The organism is Bradyrhizobium sp. PUT101 (assembly GCF_052043945.1).
Classification (GTDB): Bacteria; Pseudomonadota; Alphaproteobacteria; order Rhizobiales; family Xanthobacteraceae; genus Bradyrhizobium.
Map to the genome: position 1 here is coordinate 7,152,028 of NZ_CP197207.1, position 14,370 is coordinate 7,166,397.

The window sequence follows — 14,370 nt, forward strand, 5'->3', positions numbered from 1 at the left end:
ACCCGCCTTTGAACTCATCGACCGGAAGCGCGGCAGCAAGCCGATCACACCGGAGGAGGCCGGCGGCGCGCAACGTCGTCGACTTGATGGAGGCGCTGCAGCGGAGCGTTGGCAAGGAGCCCACGCCGGTGAAGGCAGGCAAGCTCGTCAAGAAGCTGCGCAACGCGGCGACAGGCCAGAAAGAGATGCTGATGCCGATCGCCGGCAAGAAGCCCGCGAACCAAGCGGCGACGAAGAAGCCGTCGGCGGGGGCGCGGCGGAAGTCGGCCTAGCCATCCCTTCGGCATCTGGTTAGATCCCGCGACGGCATGGCTTGCAAACCCGCCGCGCTTCCGGCCGAGGCCTACCCGAACAGATCGACAAGGAGCAACGAGGCGGTCGTCAATAGCCCGGCAACCGGCACCCACATCGGAACGAAGAACACGCCGGCAGGAGGGATCAACTCGGTTGTCTTGATCCGAAGAAGCGCCAGATTGACTAAGGCAAAGATGCCGAGCGTCAGTCGAGAGGTCCACTCCGCCAGTCCCGTCAGCGGAACGCCGAGGGCAAGGATTAGGATGGCTCCGACTCCGAAGAGGGTTGCCACCATCGGCGTGCCGCTTCTGGCGTTCACCTTCCCGAGAAGTGCGGGAAGACTCCCCTGGTCGGCCAGGCCATACAGCACGCGACCGATCATGATCATGTGAACGATGATCCCATTGACGGTCGCGACGATCGCGATGGCGCTCAAGACTTGCAGAGGAAGACCGGTCAATCGCTGAAATACCAAGGCGAGCGGGGCGGGGGAGCGTGCGAGCTCGGCCGGCGGCACGGCGACGACGGCGATCCACACGACTCCCCCGTACAGAAGCGCGGTCAAGCCGAGCGTGATGAGAAGCGCCCAAGGCAAGGTCCGCCGAGGACTCTTCATCTCCTCTGAGATGTTCACCAGGTGTTCGAAGCCGATGAACGCAAAGACCGCGAGCAGCGAAGTTTGCGCGATGCCGATCCAGGCGCCCGGATCATCTAGCGATGGCCAAAGGTCAGGCAGCCGGGAGATCAGCGAGCCTCCCTGAAATAGGACGGCGGCGGCGACGATGAGGATCAATCCTCCGATCTCCACGACTGTCATCAGCCCGGCAAAGCTGATGGATTGAACCGCGGACAGGCAGGCGATGGCGCCCATCGCGAGCACGACGCCGGCGATGATCCAGACGGGAGGGAGCGGCACGAAAACGCCGATATAACCGGCACTCCCGGCGCTGATCGTGGCGCCTGAAATCGTCGCCGCGGCCACCACGAGCAGTCCTGTGGCGCCGCTAAGCCACTTGCGATGAAAAGCGGCCTGGACGTAAGCCGCCTCGCTTGCCGCGACGGGCAGTCGCGTGCCCAATTCAGCAAAGGTCCCTGCGGTCATGCCCATCACGACCGCGGCGGCAAGGAACGCCAGAGGCGCGTGCATGCCGCTCCGTGCCGCCGCCGCCCCGACCAGGACGTAGATTCCGGCACCGATCGTGACGCCAAGACCATAGAGCACCGCATGCGTCAGCGTCAGCGAGCGGATCAGCTTAGGCCCTTTTCGTGTGATCATTTTCTTTGGTCGCCGAAGAGCCCGTGAGAGCCGACGAGAGCTTGTTTGTCACCACCAGGCGCGCAGTGCTTGACGCTGATCAATTGGCTGGCCTCTCCGCCGGGGCGACGTCTAACCGAATAAATGCGCAAGCCAATACGCCGCCCCTGCGGCCAATCCGCCGACCAGCAGCGTTTGCGCCGCGGACTTGATCTTGCTGACCCCGGTGAAATGCCCCTTGACCGCTCCGAAGCAGAGCAGGGCCGCGCCGGTGGCCGCGACCGAGATCTGTAGGGCCGTACCGATGTCTTTGGTGAACATGTAGGGCACCAGCGGGATCAAGCCGCCGACCACGTACGAGCCCCCGATCGTGACGGCGCTGATCGGTGCCCGTTTCGGATCAGGACGCTCCAGCCCCAGTTCGAAGCGCATCATGAAGTCGACCCAGCGCTGCCTGTCGGACGCGATGGCCCTGACGACGGAATTCAACGCGTCCCCTTGAAGTCCGTACCCGCGGAAGACGTGCTCGACTTCCTCGATCTCCCGCTCGCGCAGGTGTTCGACTTCGTGGTGCTCGCGCTTCTCCTCCGCCGCATAGTGCTCCGCGTCCGTGCGTGCGGCGAGATACCCGCCGAGGCCCATCGCGATGGCGCCGGCGACGACCTCCGCAAGACCGGCGGTGACGATCACGTCCGTGTTGGCGACGGCCGCGGAAAGTCCGGCCGCAAGGGCGAAAGGCACGGTTAGTCCGTCCGCCATCCCGATCACGACGTCGCGGACGCTTTCGGTGGAGGTGAAGTGCTTTTCGATGTGCGGAGTGGCGGGCACGGGGACGCTCCAGGTTGGACGGACTTTTCGGGGAGGTTGAAGAGGGTTGCCTATTCGGCGGCCCTCTTGCGGCCGGAGATCATGGACGCGACCAGGTTTTCGCGATACTCGAAGCTTGCGATCAGCACGCCGAGGACATGTGCCACGACCAGGCCGACGGTCAGATTGGCCAGGAATTCGTGGAAATGTTCGAGCAGCTTGGAGCCCCAGTAGGCGTCCGTCGTCATCATGTAGCCGGTGCCGCACGTTCCGGCCAGCGCGATCAGGAGTCCCACGATCATGGCGCCGCCCGCAGGATTGTGCCCGATGTAGCGGGGTGCCCTGAGCAGCACGACGTCGCGAAGATAGGTGAGCACCTCGCGCGGCGGGCGAACGAAGTTCGAAAAGCGCGCATGCCGCGGGCCGGCGAAACCCCAGACGATGCGGATCGCCAGAAGGCCGGCGATAGCGTAGCCGGCAGCGACATGCACCCGCTCGATCTCATCGCCGGTGGCGTAGGCCAGAACGAACAAGCTCGCCAGCGACCAGTGGAAGATCCGGACGAACGGATCCCAGACCTTGACCATCGCCGGCGGCATCGCGCCGCCGGCTCCGATCTTGTTGCTCATGGTTGTCATGTGCGGACCATCACATCTGGCCGATGATCTGGCCGTTGGTGGGATCGACGAACAGCTCGACCCGGTTGCCGTTCTGGTCGAGCGTGTAGAGTTCGCCGCAGGCGTTCTTGAGCTTGGCCTTCTGCACCTTGTAGCCCTGCGCCTCGACCTTGGCCTGAAGCTGTTGCATCGGCAACCACTGGGCCTCGGGGGCCGAGGTGCACGGCTTGCCGAGGCTGCCGGCGTTGGCGGTGGCGCCGGCACCGAGCATCACGACCGCGACCCCCAGGGCGGAGAGCTTGAGCAAGGCGCCCGTGCCGAGCACCGCGGAGCCGATCTTGAAAGACGAATTCTGCATTTTGGGTCTCCTTGTGACCATCGCCTCGCTGCACCATGCGGCCGGCGAATGGCGGGAGACTGCCGGAATGCCGCTGACGAGCGCCTGTTGATCCATGTCAGCGACCGGTCAGGTGGCTGCGCCCATACTTGAGTATCGGAGGGATTGGGAACATGGTTACTTCAACCGCATACGGCACCGATCGAGACGTCGCTCGCTACGATCCGACGACGATTTGGCTGCACTGGACGACTGTCGGCCTCATCGCGGTCCTCTGGGTGATAGGTCAAACCGCCGACTGGGTGCCGCGCGGCCCTGTCCGCACCGGTGTGTGGTCTATCCATGTCGTGCTCGGATTGATCACGGGCGCGGTCCTGCTGACGCGCGTGGCTTGGCGAGTGCATTTCGGGCGCGCTCTTCCTCCGTCCGACACGGGCATCCTGTATGCGATCGCGAAGGCGACGCATTACACGCTGTACGCGCTCCTTGCCGCGGTCGTCGTTCTGGGAGTCGTCGATGCGCTGTATCGCGGCTTCAATCTGTTCGGCGCGTGGCCTCTGCCGCAGCTGGGAACCGGCGACGCCGCAACCCGGCACAGCATCGACGAGTGGCACGAGCTCGCGGCCAACTTGACGGTCCTTGTTGCGTGCCTGCACGCGGCGGCGGCGCTGGTACATCAGTACGCGTGGCGCGACCGCCTTCTTGATCGGATGAAGCCTTAGTCGCGACCCCTGCGACGCTCAGGCGGACGGCGCAAGTCAGCAAGCTGTCAGATCAGGCGTGGCACGCATGGCGTATTGAAGATCGAAATTGTCCATGAATCCGAAAGTTCGTTCCATCATGCGATCGATCTTTCTTGCGGCCGTCGTTCTGGCAGGCGTCGGGGGCGGACCGACCTTCGCTCGCGACCACGATGATGCGCGGCGCGCCGTCGAGGCTGGCGAGATCCGTCCGCTCGCCGACATTCTCAACGTGGTGAAGGGCAAGCTTCCCGGCGACGTCGTCGGTGTGAAGCTCGAGCGGGAAGCCGGCGCGTGGATCTACGAATTCCGCGTGCTCGACGGCAAGGGTCGGCTGTTCGAAATCCACGTCGATGCCAAGAGCGGCGAAGTCGAGCGGACCAAGGAGAAGTAATGCGCGTGCTTCTCGTCGAGGATGACCCACGGATCGCGTCGGATGTCTCACGCACGCTCGAAGCATCCGGGCACGTGGTCGAAACCGTCGCGAACGGTGAGGACGCCTGGTTCCTTGGTGATACCGAGGACTACGGCGCCGTCATTCTCGACCTGGGTCTGCCCGGCATGGATGGTCTCGCAGTCCTGAAACGCTGGCGCGCGAACGGCCGCCACATGCCGGTTCTCATCCTCAGCGCAAGGGGCAGCTGGGCCGAGCGCGTTGACGGCATCGACGTCGGCGCGGACGACTACCTGCCTAAGCCGTTCCGGATGGAGGAGCTTCTGGCGCGGCTGCGGTCCATCGTGCGGCGGTCGGCGGGGCACGGCTCATCTGTCTTGACGGCGGGCGAGATCGCGCTGGACGAGCGGCAGATGAAGGTGACCCGACGGGGCGTGCCGATCGCGCTTTCGCCGCTCGAGTACAGGCTCGTCGCCCACCTCCTCCGCCACCGCGGCCGGGTTGTGTCGCAGCAGGAGATCGACGAGAACGTTTACGGTCACGGCGAAGAGCACGACTCGAACACGCTCGAGGTTCTGGTCGGTAGGGTGCGCAAGAAGCTAGGCGCCCACGCGATCGAGACGCGGCGTGGCTTCGGCTACTTGATGCCCGAGGAGCCAGCATGAACCAGCATTCGCTCAAGCTACGGCTCGTCGCTGGCGGCATTGTGGCGATCCTGATCGCGCTCGCGGTCGCGGGGGGCGCGCTCGTTGTCGCCTTCGAACGCCATGTCTCGCGCACCTTGGCTCAAGATCTCGACATCCATCTGAAGCAGCTTCTCGCGGGCATCGACGTCGATCCGCAAGGCAAGCTGGTCCTCATGCACACACCCGTCGATCCGCGGTTCGCCGAGCCGCTTTCCGGTCTCTATTGGCAGGTCGATGACGACCGCGGCCAGCTTCTGCGCTCGCGCTCCCTGTGGGATTCTGCGATGAAGCTCCCGATCGATCGGCTCGGGCCTGGCGAAACGCACCAGCACGAAGCGACGGGTCCAGGAGAACAGCGCGTGCTGGTCGCCGAGCGCGCCGTCACACTTGCGATGGACGGCAAGCCGGTGATCGTCCGCATTGCCGTCGCCGAGGATCTCGCAAGAGTGTCGACGGCGAGCTTGGCGTTCGCCAAGGACCTCGCGCTGGCGCTCGTTCTTCTCGGCTGCGTCCTGGCCGCTGCGACGTGGATCCAGGTCAGCGTCGGACTGCGTCCGCTGGTCGCGCTACGTCGGGGAGTGGCCGATATTAGAGCGGGGCGGAGCCGCCATCTGCCGTCCTCGGTCCCGGCGGAGGTCCATCCCCTCGTCGAGGAAGTCAACGCACTGGTTGACGCCCAGGAAGGCGAGATCGAACGGTCCCGCGGCCGCGCCGCCGATCTGGCTCACGGGCTGAAGACGCCGCTCGCTGCTCTCGCGGCCGATGCCTCTCGCCTGCGCGAGCGGGGCGAGCACGAAATCGCTCGGGATATCGAAGCCGTCGGAGAGGGCATGGCTCGCCATGTCGACCGCGAGCTCGCCCGCGCGAGGGTTCGTGGTCGTGCAAGAGGTGCTCCCGCAGCGTCCACTTCCGTCAGCCCGCTCGTCGGCTCCATCATCGCTACCCTGTCGCGCACGCCCGACGGTGGGCGTGTGAGGTTCGAGAACCTTGTCGCCGACGATCTCCGTGTGCGGCTCGACAGGACCGACCTTGCGGAAGTTCTCGGCAATCTGATCGAGAACGCCGCCCGCCACGCTGCAGGACGGGTCCGCGTGACCGCCGATCACGACCGGCCGTCGCTTGCCATCGAAGACGACGGCGAGGGCATCGAGCCGAACCAGCTTGCGCGCGTGATCGAGCGCGGCGCTCGCCTGGACGAGCGAGGTGGCGCCGCGGGTCTGGGCCTTGCCATCGTGCAGGACGTCCTGGATGCCTACGGGTGGAAGCTGGAGCTCTCGATGTCGGAGCTCGGCGGCTTGAAGGCGGCAATCGCTCCAAGATTTGCGTTGCTCTCGCATTGCAGCCCGTCAAAAGAGACGATGCCGTCCTCGGCTTGATCCGCAGCAAGCCTGACATGTCCCTGACATGAGCCGTCAGCGGCTCGACTGTCCGTGCGGAGTATCACACGCGCATGCGGCGGAAGCCGCCTCATCCAAACGAAGGACCAACAATGCGCAGACCCATTATTGCTTTCGCCGCCATCAGCCTGTTGGCTGCTTCGACCGCGACCGCTCAGGCGGAACACGCCGATCGTTCTCTTCATCAGACCTCGCCAAGCTTGGCGATGCCGGTAGACGAGTTCAAAAAGAAGATCGACTTCCTCGGTTACGACATCCGGACTGTCGAGGTCGACGACGGGGTCGTCAAAGCCCGCATCGTCGATCGGGAGAGTGGGGTGCCGGTGAAGGCGAAGTTCGATCCCGCAACGGGTGAGCTGCTGCGGGCCGCCCCGGGAGCTGACTGACCAACTTCGACACCAAATTCTTACGGCCTCGCGCTCCCGTGATCGTTTACGTTCTCAGAATACATTCTCCCACGATGGACACCGAGTACGATCCCGAACGCGAGGCCGTTGTGGCCATGCAGCATGCCGCGGCGGCCCATGGCGCCGAGCGGCGGCGCTGGATCGAGTTGGCCCAGACTTGGCTTGAGGTCGCGCGAACACGAGCGGCGCCCGACGCGCGCAGCGCGGCCGACGAAGCGGCCTGGTCGGCTTCCGGCGGGCACTCCGGGCAGGTGTCGCCCATCGAGTCCAGCAAGTCATCGATTTCCGGATGGCTGCCTCCCGTGAAACGCCGGCCGGCGGCTCTCGACGCGCGATCTCGAAAGCGCGCACGCGTGCGTGCGGATCCGCACGCTCCTACATCCACCTGTGCTGCTTGCACTCGCTGATGGGCGCCGGCGTCTTGCAGCACGGCGATGGCCCCTCAGACCGCTTAAAGTGAGCCCTACCAATCTCTGTCTGGCCCACATAGCTGCGGTGGACGGGCACCGTGGTCGATCGTTCCTTCCGGGACGATACCGTCCTTTGCGGCAGATTGTTTCTCTTTCTGCGCCGAATCGTACCCACCTCTGTTCAGCACAACCGAGATTAGCCAAGTCTTCTCTTACGATTGCGGTTCAGCACGCAGACCACGTGGCCTCTTTGATGGCTTGATCTGGCCGAAGACCGGCTGCGCCTCGATCGTCTGAGCCGCAACGCCGTTGCTGCGACTTTCTTCCCCTGGGCTCCGCCCATTCCTCGCGAGGCAAGAAAGTCGCCGCAACGACGTCCTCCGCTGCGCTTCGGCCCGCGAGCGGGTGCGTCGCCGATCGTCCTCGGCCTGCAGATCGCCATCGAGGCCGCGGTGGTCGCGGGCTCGAAGCACAACAGGAGAAGTGACATGGCTAACATCGGTTCTTTCAAGAAGGTCGGCAACGACTTCCAGGGCGAGATCGTCACCCTGAGCCTGCAGGCCAAGGGCGTCCGTATCGTCGCCGAGACCAACCGATCCAACGATAACGCTCCCAGCCACCGCATCTACGTGGGCCGGGCTGAGATCGGGGCAGCTTGGTCGAAGCGTTCCGAGGAGGGCCGCGACTACCTCTCGCTCAAGCTCGACGACCCCTCGTTCAACGCGCCGATCTACGCGAACCTGTTCGATGACGAAGCCGGCGAGGGCTACACCCTTCTGTGGTCGCGGCCGCGCAAGAACGGCGACTAAGAGCGCCGCTCCAGGCCCCGTCCGGTGCGCCGGGCGGGGCTTCCTCCTCCGGAGCAAGCGCTCCAGTCTCGGGCCGAGGCTGGAGCAAACGCGCCATCAGACGATATCGTCCACGTTCCGGCTCACCCGGTGCCCTTCGAGCAGGAGCAGGAGTGACCTGGCATTCTTGTGACAGGGCGGCGCACTGGAGCGGCCATAGCTGCCGCTGAATCAGGATCGGCCCGGCCGGTGGCTCAAAGTCCTGCGGCCACGAAGAACTGGTCGTACATGGCGACGACCGCCGCGCCGCCCCGTCCGTCAAGTCGACCGTCCGCCATGCCAGTGATCTGCGGCATGACTGAATGCGCCTTGTGAGAATACTGAGGGGCGGCCTCGCAACCAGGCCTGACATGAGGCGGCGGTGGAGGATGATTCAGTTTCCGCGAAGTCGCGCGCCTCCTTAAGGAGCGCATCGCCTCTACGCGCGGCTGTCGAATTCGCGGGTGCGTAGAGGGTTGGTATCGGATATTGGGCGCTCTCGCCGCGCAATTACATCACCCAACAAGGCGCTCGAAATCGCCTATACCAGCAGAGCGATTAACGCTTTGTTTACCAGATCTTGGCGGTCTCGATTCGGTGCGCGAAGGCGCCTTCGCACACCGATTTGGCGCGTGCCGAGTCGCCTCGGAGTCAATCCGGCCAGCCCTAAATTTAGCCGGATAGGGTGGCCGCGACTCATCCTATAGGTCGGCCTTGCGCAAATACGCGCGCATTATGGAGCCGACGATGGCGGACCCGTTCAGGGCGTTTCCCGAACCGCAGGCGGTGGCGCTGAGGCGTATTTGTCTCGCCCGAGCGGCTGTTTGCCTGTCGGCGCTGACCTCGACGGCGGTGCTGTTGTCGAAGGTGATGCCCACCGTGATCGGCGGGCTCAACTGAGGCGAAGGGGACCCCATTCGTGGGCAGGCTTGGGCGTCCAGCATCGACCATCCCCAAATGAAAAGCCGAACCACATTGCGCAAAACCGCGCACGTAGTCCGGCTTAGTCATCGGCGTTGAACGCCTCCGTCAAAGCGACTGGATGCGATTTCGCGTGAGCTCAAAAATCGCGGTGGAGGCCCTGACTGGAGGCGAGACAGGTCAGGAAAAAGACCTACTTCTTTTTCTTCGCGGCTTTTTTAGCGGTCGTCTTCTTCGCTTTTTTCGCGGTGGTTTTCTTCGCCTTCTTCGCTTTCTTGGCCATGAGCCCTCCGTCAATCCATGAAGCAAAATCAATCAATGTGCAGACCTTGGAATCGGCAAGCACGGTCGAGAGTGTAACATCGAATTTGTCCGATTGACATTGAGACATGAGGCTCGAGCTGGTTCAGGTTTTCAAGTCGCTTCTCCCGTTGTTTGGAAGCCGAGCTCGTGCATGGGCGAGCGCATGATCCTCACGATTTGCCGTCTGATGTCCGCATGTCTTTCGTTGGAGCTGACCGGCAAGCACGCGAAGAGCCGTCGTCTGTTTCGCCGCTGGGATCGGCTTGGGCCGGATCCGCCGAGGCAAGGATAGCCGCAAGGTTTTTGTGAGCCTGTCGCTTCTCGGCCGCCCGGCCGGCCATAACGCCGACCCGGAAATCCGGCGGATTGCCGTCAGGCGATCCCGTGAGAGCGGTAGCCGGGAGGGGCCGCGCTCTTGCCTCATTTGGCCGGAACGATCCGGAAAAGCACTTTGCTGGGGCGCAATTTGAATCCTTCGGTGAGTTCGACGCCTGGTCGCTCCGATGATCGAGCCGCTTCCTGCGGTCGCGCCGATTATGGTGGCTGCGATTGGGCGTGGGAGTTCTTGCGACGGAATGCGAACTACATCGCCGACTGGCGAAGCTCCGTGCCCCAGCAATTACCCTGCATCACGTTGCGCGACGGGACCAAGCTACTGCGGCTCAGACGAAGGTTTCTGGGCGCCGAGAAGTGGGGATTACACGCGTTTGCCGATCCAAAACTCTGCGCTCACAAGGCGAATGTGTTCTGGCATGCCAAGGCCTTGAAGCAGGTGGTAAGGTTGAATGCGAAGAAGCCGAGCGTAGGCGACGAGGCGAGAGTGCGTCGGCTCGCCGACTTCAACGCAAATCGGCAGGCGGTCATCAATGCCGATGGCGTCCCGCTGGTCATGATGAAGCGCAGTGGCATTTGCGTTCCTCTCGAAATCAGCGGCCTTTCTAACCTGACAGCGTCGTTTGTCCCGGTCATTGAACTGCATAACCTCGACGATCTCTCAGCTCAGACCGAGCTCCTGAAGCGTCTGCAACGCTTCACCGAGGCCGATTTTAGAGCGATTCAAAAGCCTTTCGCGAGCGACGAACGACTTCATCACGCCCTCATCGCGCTCGATGAGAGCCTGAAGGGCAAGACGTACCGACAGATCGCAATTGCGATCTTCGGAGAGAAAAAAGTTACTGAGGAATGGCACGGACATAGTCAGTTTTTGCGCGATCGCACCCGACGTCTCGTTGCCAAGGGCACCGAATTGATGAACGGCGGCTATCGCGATCTTCTGGGCTGATCGAATTTTCCGTTCTCTTTTTGACGAATTTTGCTCCCGCGGGATGGCGAAACGGAAGCTTCCATCTTCGCCACTCCCCAAAACGCCTCCGATCTGACGACACTTCTTCTCGCATTCTCTGGTTGTGCTGAGTGCGGGAAGGAAAGTTGGATGACGACGAAAACTGACGAGAAGGAACCGGACAAGCCGTTCCTCAACACGGTGGAGGCGGCCACCTGGTTGCGGCTCACCAAGAACACGCTCGAGAAGATGCGGGTGCAGGGGCGGGGACCCGCCTACCGCAAGCATGGACGCTATGTCCGCTATCACATCGAAGACCTCGTCGAATGGTCGCATGCGAACAAGAGGAGGTCGACCTCCGATGCGGATTGATCGCACGAGACTGTGGCGGCAGGCCACCACTCTGTCGGCCATGTGCGCCGGGATCGTCACCCTTCTGATGTCGTCCGCGCCCGCGGTGCCGCTGCTGATTTACAATGCTACTGGCAGCGCGCCGCTGGGCTTCTACTATCTGGAGCAGCGGCTGCCGGCGCGCGGCGAACTCGCGGTCTTCAAGCCGCCCCCTGGGATCGAGCTCCTGATCATCGCGCACGAGATCCTGCCAATCCCCGTGCCCCTTCTGAAGCGGGTCGAGGCGATCGGCGGAGACGAGATCTGCCGCGCCAAGGCGCCGATCGGCACCATCTCCATCAATGGCAAGGTCACCGCCGAGGTGCTCGAGAAGGACCGGGAAGGGCGGCCTCTGCCGGCCTGGGAGGGTTGTATGAGGCTGGTGGAGGGAGAATATTTCCTGCTGCAGCCGCACCCGCATTCGTTCGACTCGCGCTATTTCGGTCCGGTGCTCCGGTGCGATATCCTGGGAGTCGCGCGGCCGCTCTGGACCTGGAACCCGTAAAGTCTGGCTCAGTCAAGATACGCAAATGGCTCAGGCAACGACCTTGTGACACAGGGGACTGAAGGCTGATCACTTTCGTCGTCGCACAAGCGCGTCGCCTGATCCCTCTATTGGCGAGGTAATCCACGCCCATTTCAATCAGCCTCCCTTTCGTGGCTTGCGAAACGCATCCTGGGCCCAAGACCGACTTGCGCCCCGTAGCCTGACTGGAATTAAAGATTGTTGCCCTCCCGCTGTTTCTCGCCCGGAGCACGAACCGAACAGAACCCGCAAATCTCGGGATTCCCGGTCGAAAAGTCCCGGACTCAGTTTCGCGTTCTCGACAGTTCTCAGTGCGATGGCGCCAGCCTGAGGGGCGGATGTTGTCATGTCTCAGCTGGCTTGGCAGGGCGGTTGATCGAGCAATGTTTCGTGCACATGGATCTGCCTGCGCAGCTCGCCGACTGTCGCGGCGGCGTCGATCGGGTGACCGACCCGCGAAACTGATGGTGGATGCGCTTGTCGCCGGCCGCTTTCCACCGCGGGAACCCGGCTGCAGAAGCACGGGTGGCTTTAGCCGCCGGGTTGAACTAATGACCAATGCAACTATCCGGGCCGACCTCAGGGAGAATCAGATAGCCGTTGGCGCCTACGGAGGATGCCAATGGAAGATATTTCCGAATTCGACGCGCCCGTTTTCAAGGTGCTGTCAAAAAACGATTCAGGTGAGGGCGACAACAACCAGGCCGGACCGCTAATTCCGAAAGTCCTGTGGAAGTATTTCCCGACGCTCGTCCTGTCCGGGGATGAAGCGTCGACGGGCGTCAACATCAACGCTGTGCTGATTGTCGATGACGAAGAAGTCGGGCGAGTAACCACTCGCTATCAGATTCAGACCAGGAAGCAGGGGCGGAAGGGAGAGTACCGCATAACCGGCAATCTCGGTAGCTGGCGCGGCGACTCCAGGAAAGGCGACATCATTCTCATCGAGCGGAATATCGTTGACCGCTCGCTTTACCGGCTGACGCTCCTTCGGCAAGGGACTGCGGCGCACAAAGCTGCACTGAAGGCTGCTAATGGCCAGAAATCCGGGCCGCTGGATCCACACAATCCCCCACTGCCGGAAGCGGAGGTGACCGAAGCGGAGAGCGAGCAGAAGGCACGCGAGATCTCACCCTTCAACATGTTCGATCCGAGGGCGGCCATCACAGAATCAAAGACAAAGAAGGTCGCCCGTTCCCGCGCATTCCAGAAGCTGACGGCGGATTATTACGATGGGAAATGCTGTCTCTGCGGAGAGGGTCTGAAGGCAGCGAACGGCAAGACAGAGACTGAAGCGGCACATATCGTCCCTCGTAGCCGTTTCGGTGCCGATGATGCCCGTAACGGTCTGGCGCTCTGTCGAGCCCACCATTGGGCGTTTGATCAAGGCATGTGGGGTGTCGCGAACGGTAAGGTCGTCGTAACGCCGGCTATCGCGGGACTTCCGGAAAACGCGGACCTTGCCGACTTCAATGACGAGGAGCTTGCCAGGCCTCGCAATCCTGACATGGCCCCAAACCTCGACGCGCTCGCCTGGCACATGGCGAACATCGTCAACCTGCCGCCTGCCGCGTCTTGACCAGCTTCACGAAGTTCTCGACATTCATCAGCCAGCTTCTTTGGGCCTCGCGGTAGGTGGCGTGCAAAGAGGCTGGCAACACAAGCTGCAGCTTCTTCGCGCGCATCTCGTCGGTCTGGTTCTCCGAGATGCCGGGCTCAAGTGTGAGCAGGTGCTTGTGCGGAATTCGCTGGGCTTCCGACAGCACCTGTCGCCAACGATCCTTGCAAGTCGATTTTGAGCCGAGCATGGTTAGCTTCCCGGCCTCGAATTTCGTGTCTTGATACGCAGCACGGCCGGGGAAAAGGAAGTCGGGCTTGTTGCGGTGCTCGGTCACGACTCCGCGCTCGAACTTCAGCTTGCGGGCAGAGAACAGAGCCGCGACGTGATGCTCCAGTGACTTGCCGGCGCGTGACTTGCGCCGGTTCTGCACGCTGAGGGAAAATGCGATGAAACCGTCCACATCGGGGACCTTATCGGCCAGGAAGCCAGCCCGCAGGCGGTCGGCCACAACCAGCCGCTCGAGCCGCCGGAATAGAAGCTCCTCGCGTTCGATCCACGCCATGAGGACGGCGTCCGCATTGTCGCTGGCACTCACGCTCGTCAGCGAGTCCCGCGCCAGCTTCGAGAAGTCGGCTGTGGCGGGAAAGTTAATGCCGAAGGGCTCAAGGATGCTGTCGAGCTTGTCCGCTTCCGGCTCCTCGGCATCAATCCCAAGCTCGTCAAGGATGTACCGTGCCGCAAAGTCCAGCCGGGATGACTGGTCCTCCGGAATCTCCTTCACCTTGAATGTGAAGTCGGGCTGCTCTTCAAGGCCGAACAGATAAACAAGCTGGCTCTGGATCGTGCTGTCCCTGGGCGTGACGATGATCATCGCCGTCCCGTCGGGACGCATCGCCACGAAAAACGTGTCGCCTTCGCCCATCAACGCTGTGACGCCGTTCGCGTAATAATAGAGGCGGTATTCTGCGGACCTGTGCGCCTGCTTCCTGCGGGAGTCGTACCAGCTCACAACGCTGTCTTCGGAGATCGCTTCCTGCTCGTCGCTGAGCCAGATGAACCGGGCAGGGATCTTCAGCCTGTCATCATCGCCGAGCAGCTTGCGGAGATGGCCGCCCTGGAATTCGTGCTGGTGCGAGCGCTTGGGATCGACCTCGACAGCGGTGAGGCGTTTGACAGCGACTCCCTCGAAATAATCGGACAGAAGCCCGCGCTGCAT

Annotated in this window: 16 protein-coding genes and 1 pseudogene; 12 read left to right on the forward strand and 5 right to left on the reverse strand. The window is 62.8% G+C overall.

Annotated elements, in window-relative coordinates:
• Positions 1–10 precede the first annotated feature (10 nt).
• Positions 11–272 (forward strand): annotated as a pseudogene (locus ACSHT2_RS33835) (Ku protein); the annotation flags it as partial.
• Between the two features lie 71 nt (positions 273–343).
• Here ACSHT2_RS33835 and ACSHT2_RS33840 read toward each other — a convergent pair.
• The 4 genes from ACSHT2_RS33840 to ACSHT2_RS33855 form a co-directional block, all read right to left on the reverse strand.
• Positions 344–1,570 carry an APC family permease gene (locus ACSHT2_RS33840; RefSeq protein ID WP_440639387.1) on the reverse strand — a complete coding sequence of 409 codons (1,227 nt, stop codon included), beginning with the start codon at positions 1,568–1,570 and terminating at the stop codon, positions 344–346.
• A 111-nt stretch (positions 1,571–1,681) separates the two neighbouring features.
• Positions 1,682–2,377: a VIT1/CCC1 transporter family protein gene (locus ACSHT2_RS33845; RefSeq protein WP_440639388.1), complete on the reverse strand. Its 696-nt coding sequence runs from the start codon at positions 2,375–2,377 to the stop codon at positions 1,682–1,684.
• 50 nt (positions 2,378–2,427) lie between these two features.
• On the reverse strand, positions 2,428–2,994 hold the full coding sequence (locus ACSHT2_RS33850) for a cytochrome b/b6 domain-containing protein (protein ID WP_440639390.1): 567 nt from the start codon (positions 2,992–2,994) through the stop codon (positions 2,428–2,430).
• 10 nt (positions 2,995–3,004) lie between these two features.
• The gene (locus ACSHT2_RS33855; RefSeq protein WP_440642993.1) at positions 3,005–3,244 is read right to left on the reverse strand and encodes a PepSY domain-containing protein; all 240 of its coding nucleotides are present in this window, start codon (positions 3,242–3,244) and stop codon (positions 3,005–3,007) included.
• Positions 3,245–3,483: 239 nt separating this feature from the next.
• On the opposite strand from ACSHT2_RS33855, the gene ACSHT2_RS33860 reads away from it, so the two are divergent.
• The 11 genes from ACSHT2_RS33860 to ACSHT2_RS33910 all read left to right on the forward strand — a co-directional run bounded on the left by ACSHT2_RS33860 (position 3,484) and on the right by ACSHT2_RS33910 (position 13,172).
• The gene (locus ACSHT2_RS33860) at positions 3,484–4,032 is read left to right on the forward strand and encodes a cytochrome b (RefSeq protein ID WP_440639391.1); all 549 of its coding nucleotides are present in this window, start codon (positions 3,484–3,486) and stop codon (positions 4,030–4,032) included.
• Between the two features lie 94 nt (positions 4,033–4,126).
• A complete protein-coding gene (locus tag ACSHT2_RS33865; protein ID WP_440639392.1) occupies positions 4,127–4,444 on the forward strand; it encodes a PepSY domain-containing protein in 318 nt (105 codons plus the stop codon).
• Positions 4,444–5,109 (forward strand): response regulator transcription factor, encoded by a 666-nt coding sequence (locus tag ACSHT2_RS33870; protein WP_440639393.1) that lies wholly within the window; start codon positions 4,444–4,446, stop codon positions 5,107–5,109. The genes ACSHT2_RS33865 and ACSHT2_RS33870 overlap by 1 nt, the downstream gene beginning before the upstream one ends.
• Positions 5,106–6,506 carry a sensor histidine kinase gene (locus ACSHT2_RS33875; RefSeq protein WP_440639395.1) on the forward strand — a complete coding sequence of 467 codons (1,401 nt, stop codon included), beginning with the start codon at positions 5,106–5,108 and terminating at the stop codon, positions 6,504–6,506. The genes ACSHT2_RS33870 and ACSHT2_RS33875 overlap by 4 nt, the downstream gene beginning before the upstream one ends.
• A gap of 113 nt (positions 6,507–6,619) precedes the next feature.
• Positions 6,620–6,913, forward strand: a complete 294-nt coding sequence (locus ACSHT2_RS33880; RefSeq protein ID WP_440639396.1) for a PepSY domain-containing protein — start codon at positions 6,620–6,622, stop codon at positions 6,911–6,913.
• A 919-nt stretch (positions 6,914–7,832) separates the two neighbouring features.
• Positions 7,833–8,153 (forward strand): DUF736 domain-containing protein, encoded by a 321-nt coding sequence (locus tag ACSHT2_RS33885; protein WP_246919373.1) that lies wholly within the window; start codon positions 7,833–7,835, stop codon positions 8,151–8,153.
• A 765-nt stretch (positions 8,154–8,918) separates the two neighbouring features.
• Positions 8,919–9,071, forward strand: coding sequence for a hypothetical protein (locus ACSHT2_RS33890; protein ID WP_404516862.1), 153 nt, complete (start codon positions 8,919–8,921; stop codon positions 9,069–9,071).
• Between the two features lie 775 nt (positions 9,072–9,846).
• Positions 9,847–10,677: a DNA -binding domain-containing protein gene (locus ACSHT2_RS33895; RefSeq protein ID WP_440639398.1), complete on the forward strand. Its 831-nt coding sequence runs from the start codon at positions 9,847–9,849 to the stop codon at positions 10,675–10,677.
• Between the two features lie 150 nt (positions 10,678–10,827).
• Positions 10,828–11,049, forward strand: coding sequence for a helix-turn-helix domain-containing protein (locus ACSHT2_RS33900; protein ID WP_440639399.1), 222 nt, complete (start codon positions 10,828–10,830; stop codon positions 11,047–11,049).
• Positions 11,039–11,572, forward strand: coding sequence for a S26 family signal peptidase (locus tag ACSHT2_RS33905; protein ID WP_440639400.1), 534 nt, complete (start codon positions 11,039–11,041; stop codon positions 11,570–11,572). The genes ACSHT2_RS33900 and ACSHT2_RS33905 overlap by 11 nt, the downstream gene beginning before the upstream one ends.
• A 643-nt stretch (positions 11,573–12,215) precedes the next feature.
• Positions 12,216–13,172 carry an HNH endonuclease gene (locus ACSHT2_RS33910; protein ID WP_440639401.1) on the forward strand — a complete coding sequence of 319 codons (957 nt, stop codon included), beginning with the start codon at positions 12,216–12,218 and terminating at the stop codon, positions 13,170–13,172.
• On the opposite strand, the gene ACSHT2_RS33915 is transcribed toward ACSHT2_RS33910, so the two are convergent.
• Complete coding sequence (locus ACSHT2_RS33915) at positions 13,147–14,370, reverse strand: type II restriction endonuclease (protein ID WP_440639403.1); 1,224 nt, start codon at positions 14,368–14,370, stop codon at positions 13,147–13,149. The genes ACSHT2_RS33910 and ACSHT2_RS33915 overlap by 26 nt on opposite strands.

Coding starts and splice junctions, on each gene's coding strand:
- ACSHT2_RS33840 (WP_440639387.1), bottom strand. CDS start 1,570: ATGATCACACGAAAAGGGCCTAAGCTGATCCGCTCGCTGACGCTGACG.
- ACSHT2_RS33890 (WP_404516862.1), top strand. CDS start 8,919: ATGGCGGACCCGTTCAGGGCGTTTCCCGAACCGCAGGCGGTGGCGCTG.
- ACSHT2_RS33880 (WP_440639396.1), top strand. CDS start 6,620: ATGCGCAGACCCATTATTGCTTTCGCCGCCATCAGCCTGTTGGCTGCT.
- ACSHT2_RS33885 (WP_246919373.1), top strand. CDS start 7,833: ATGGCTAACATCGGTTCTTTCAAGAAGGTCGGCAACGACTTCCAGGGC.
- ACSHT2_RS33905 (WP_440639400.1), top strand. CDS start 11,039: ATGCGGATTGATCGCACGAGACTGTGGCGGCAGGCCACCACTCTGTCG.
- ACSHT2_RS33910 (WP_440639401.1), top strand. CDS start 12,216: ATGGAAGATATTTCCGAATTCGACGCGCCCGTTTTCAAGGTGCTGTCA.
- ACSHT2_RS33860 (WP_440639391.1), top strand. CDS start 3,484: ATGGTTACTTCAACCGCATACGGCACCGATCGAGACGTCGCTCGCTAC.
- ACSHT2_RS33875 (WP_440639395.1), top strand. CDS start 5,106: ATGAACCAGCATTCGCTCAAGCTACGGCTCGTCGCTGGCGGCATTGTG.
- ACSHT2_RS33870 (WP_440639393.1), top strand. CDS start 4,444: ATGCGCGTGCTTCTCGTCGAGGATGACCCACGGATCGCGTCGGATGTC.
- ACSHT2_RS33850 (WP_440639390.1), bottom strand. CDS start 2,994: ATGACAACCATGAGCAACAAGATCGGAGCCGGCGGCGCGATGCCGCCG.
- ACSHT2_RS33865 (WP_440639392.1), top strand. CDS start 4,127: ATGAATCCGAAAGTTCGTTCCATCATGCGATCGATCTTTCTTGCGGCC.
- ACSHT2_RS33900 (WP_440639399.1), top strand. CDS start 10,828: ATGACGACGAAAACTGACGAGAAGGAACCGGACAAGCCGTTCCTCAAC.
- ACSHT2_RS33855 (WP_440642993.1), bottom strand. CDS start 3,244: ATGCTCGGTGCCGGCGCCACCGCCAACGCCGGCAGCCTCGGCAAGCCG.
- ACSHT2_RS33915 (WP_440639403.1), bottom strand. CDS start 14,370: ATGCAGCGCGGGCTTCTGTCCGATTATTTCGAGGGAGTCGCTGTCAAA.